Origin of the sequence: Wolbachia endosymbiont of Drosophila bocki (genome assembly GCF_028982005.1) — a bacterium.
GTDB classification, from domain to species: Bacteria; Pseudomonadota; Alphaproteobacteria; order Rickettsiales; family Anaplasmataceae; genus Wolbachia; species Wolbachia pipientis.
On sequence record NZ_JAPQLG010000182.1, the window covers coordinates 1 to 2,984 of the forward strand.

A 2,984-nucleotide genomic window follows, 5' to 3' on the forward strand; every position below is an offset into this window, starting at 1 on the left:
TAGATATACCTCTTTCTTAACTATGCTTATTTTACCTCATATTTTCGAGATCCTTAACAGGTTCTTACAGTGCATCTCACAACACTTTCTTCAAAAATATACATGTTAACATACCCTGGACGTACAAGATCGCACTTATACCCAAGCTTTTCATAAAATACTTTCGCTTTTTGAAAATTCATGGTTGCAACGGTTGCTATTTTACAGTGCATCTCACGACCATAATCATGAACTTCTTCCATTAGCTGCTTTCCCATACCTTTTCTTCTATAATCAGAGTGCACCCAAAGCAAGTCAGTGTAAATTGAACCATAGATAACAAAACCGCTACAACCTACAATAATTTGTTCAGTGTCATCGCGAATAAAAAAAGCAAATGGGTTACACGTACCTTTATCAACGGTTTCTTCATTAATCTTTTTGAGTAGGAATTCAATGTCTTTGCTACTTGGTGATGTGGTGTGTTCTATTTTCAGCTCTCGGCCTAATACCGCATACTGATTTCTCTCTTTATCTTATATAAATTAATTAAGTAAAGTGAATACAGTGTCCACACTACTAAAAAAAATGTGGCACAAAACATAAACATTGCAACCAGTGGCAACAGCAGGGAACTTTCTATTGCTATTCCACCTTTTCTCAAAATGCTTGCTGGCTGATGGAGAGTGGACCATAAATTCACGGAAAATTTTACTATAGGAATATTTATAGCACTAAAGATGGCAAATACTGCTGCTGATTTTTCTGCCCTCGCTTCATTATCAAAAGCGCTCCACAATGAAAGGTAGCCAACATATAGGAAAAATAAAATCAGCATTGAAGTAAGCCTTGCATCCCATACCCACCAAGTGCCCCAGGTTCCTTTTCCCCAGATGCTGCCTGTGATTAAGCATATTGCCGAAAAGACTGTCCCTGCAGGAGCAGCAGCATGTGCCAAGACACTAGCAATGCTATTGTTCCATACCAATGAAATGAAACCAAGTGATGCAATTAATCCATATATTCCGAGAGCAAGCCATGCAGAAGGCACATGAATGTACATGATTCGTACAATTTCTCCTTGTTTATAATCTTCTGGAGAGAAGAATAACGCCAAAGACATTCCAATTAAAAAACATGCGAAACAAATAACCCNCCAAGGTAGAGCTTTCTTAGAAAAATAAGAGAAATTTGTAGGCCTTAATAAAAACATTCGTTTTGAGAATAATTGTGTTAAGAATTTACCAATTAGTTTGAGTTTTATCAACAGGATAGTTTTTCTATATTTACGTAGGTCAACAAATTAGCATAATTTCAGTAGCAGATTGCTAGCTATTATTTTTAGTATATGACCCTTAAAAAGCTTAATCTACACTTAGTATCAGATTCAAGTGGTGAAACTGTTATATCAGTTGCAAAATCAGCTCTGAAACACTTTCGTTCTGTAGAAACGATCGAATATGTTTGGTCTTTCGTAAAAGGAGAAGAGCAGATTGACAAAATTCTGGAGGAAATTAATAGGAAAAGTGATGAGCATAATTTTGTTATATGCACTATTACTGATGATGAGCTAAGAAAATATCTAAAAGATAACTGTATAAAGTTGAAAATTCCCTATAGAGCAATATTATCACATATTATTAGAGAAATTTCGTCTTATCTTGAAATTGAAAAAGACGAAAAGCTTGACTTGCATACTGAGATAAATAACGAATATTTTCAGCGCATTGAGGCAATAAACTACACTATTAATCATGATGATGGACAAAATATTCAAGATATTGATAAAGCAGATATAATTTTGGTTGGAGTTTCACGTACATCAAAATCTCCCACCAGTACGTATTTAGCTTACCGAGGCTATAAAGTTGCAAATATTCCTTTTGTTAGTGGAGTACCCTTTTATGTTGACTTGGCAAAATTAAAAAATAAACTAACGATAGGGGTAACAATAGACGTAAGTAGGCTAATAGAAATACGCAAAAATAGACTTACTTCAATTAACAACGAAGATAATAATATATATGCTAACCCTGAGAAAGTAGAAAAGGAAATTAAAGAAGCGGAGGAGCTCTTTAAACAGAATAACTGGCCAATTATCGATGTCACGCAAAAGTCGATCGAAGAAGTATCAGCAACAATTATACAATATTTTAATAAAATGTTATCAATTGACTAACTCTTGATAAGTGATTATAATGTAAAGTAATTTAATTCTTACTATAGATATGAAAGTCAAAGGGTCGCTAAAATCTCATCGTAACAGAGATAAAAATTGTAAAGTTGTGAAAAGGGGTGGTAAGATTTACATTATAAATAAGGTAAGGCCAAGGTGTAAAGCGCGTCAAGGTTCTTAGCTTTTTGTTCACCTTTTCATGTTATATATTTTTTATATGTGAAAGTACGGTGCTTATATCTAAGAAGAAGCAAAAGTTACTGTGTTTAAGCGCAGCCTTACTCATTTCTTCCCTTACATTATATTTCAGCATTAGCACAATTACAGGTAAACGTGGCTTATTGACGTTAATCGATTTAAAAAAAGAAATCGAGTACAATAAACTTTTGCTAAAGGATGTCTCTTCTGAAAAGGAAAAGTTGGACAACAAAGTATTTGGCTTATATGAAAAAAGCTTAGATTTAGATCTGCTTGATGAGCAAGCAAAAAATGCTTTAGGTTATGTGAACCCTAATGAACTTATGGTTGTTCTTGACGCGGAATAGCAGTAGAGATCTCCCTACGTCATACCGCCGCGGCGCTAACACGTAGCGGGATGACGGTTTTTCAAATTGTCGGTAAATCTAAGTCAGTTTAGCTATATTGTCTCTCACACCGCTTAGCTGAACAGACAATGGCGTCAACTTAAGGAAAAATGTCAGAGATTGTGTATAAAATTTCTCTCTAAAATTTTTACCATTAAATTACCCAAAAGCTGCATGACCTTACCCAGAAAAAGTGGAGAGAAAGAAAAGAGTTTTTTTGGGTAAAATAAAATTTTGGAGGATTA

The 2,984-nt window shown here is 34.4% G+C and carries 5 protein-coding genes; 3 read left to right on the plus strand and 2 right to left on the minus strand.

Features of this window, described 5'->3' with window-relative positions; genetic code table 11:
* Positions 1-53: 53 nt before the first annotated feature.
* Both OZD61_RS04305 and ccmC read right to left on the minus strand, forming a co-directional pair.
* Complete coding sequence (locus OZD61_RS04305; RefSeq protein WP_338062833.1) at positions 54-476, minus strand: GNAT family N-acetyltransferase; 423 nt, start codon at positions 474-476, stop codon at positions 54-56.
* An 8-nt stretch (positions 477-484) separates the two neighbouring features.
* Positions 485-1,192 carry a heme ABC transporter permease CcmC gene (gene ccmC, locus OZD61_RS04310; RefSeq protein WP_274979984.1) on the minus strand — a complete coding sequence of 236 codons (708 nt, stop codon included), beginning with the start codon at positions 1,190-1,192 and terminating at the stop codon, positions 485-487.
* A gap of 135 nt (positions 1,193-1,327) precedes the next feature.
* Here ccmC and OZD61_RS04315 point away from each other — a divergent pair, with 135 nt between their 5' ends.
* The 3 genes from OZD61_RS04315 to OZD61_RS04325 are packed head-to-tail and all read left to right on the plus strand — an operon-like array spanning position 1,328 to position 2,700.
* Positions 1,328-2,158, plus strand: a complete 831-nt coding sequence (locus OZD61_RS04315) for a pyruvate, water dikinase regulatory protein (RefSeq protein ID WP_006280267.1) — start codon at positions 1,328-1,330, stop codon at positions 2,156-2,158.
* A gap of 49 nt (positions 2,159-2,207) precedes the next feature.
* Complete coding sequence (ykgO, locus tag OZD61_RS04320; protein WP_274979985.1) at positions 2,208-2,336, plus strand: type B 50S ribosomal protein L36; 129 nt, start codon at positions 2,208-2,210, stop codon at positions 2,334-2,336.
* Between the two features lie 49 nt (positions 2,337-2,385).
* Positions 2,386-2,700 (plus strand): FtsB family cell division protein, encoded by a 315-nt coding sequence (locus OZD61_RS04325; protein ID WP_274979986.1) that lies wholly within the window; start codon positions 2,386-2,388, stop codon positions 2,698-2,700.
* Positions 2,701-2,984: the final 284 nt, after the last annotated feature.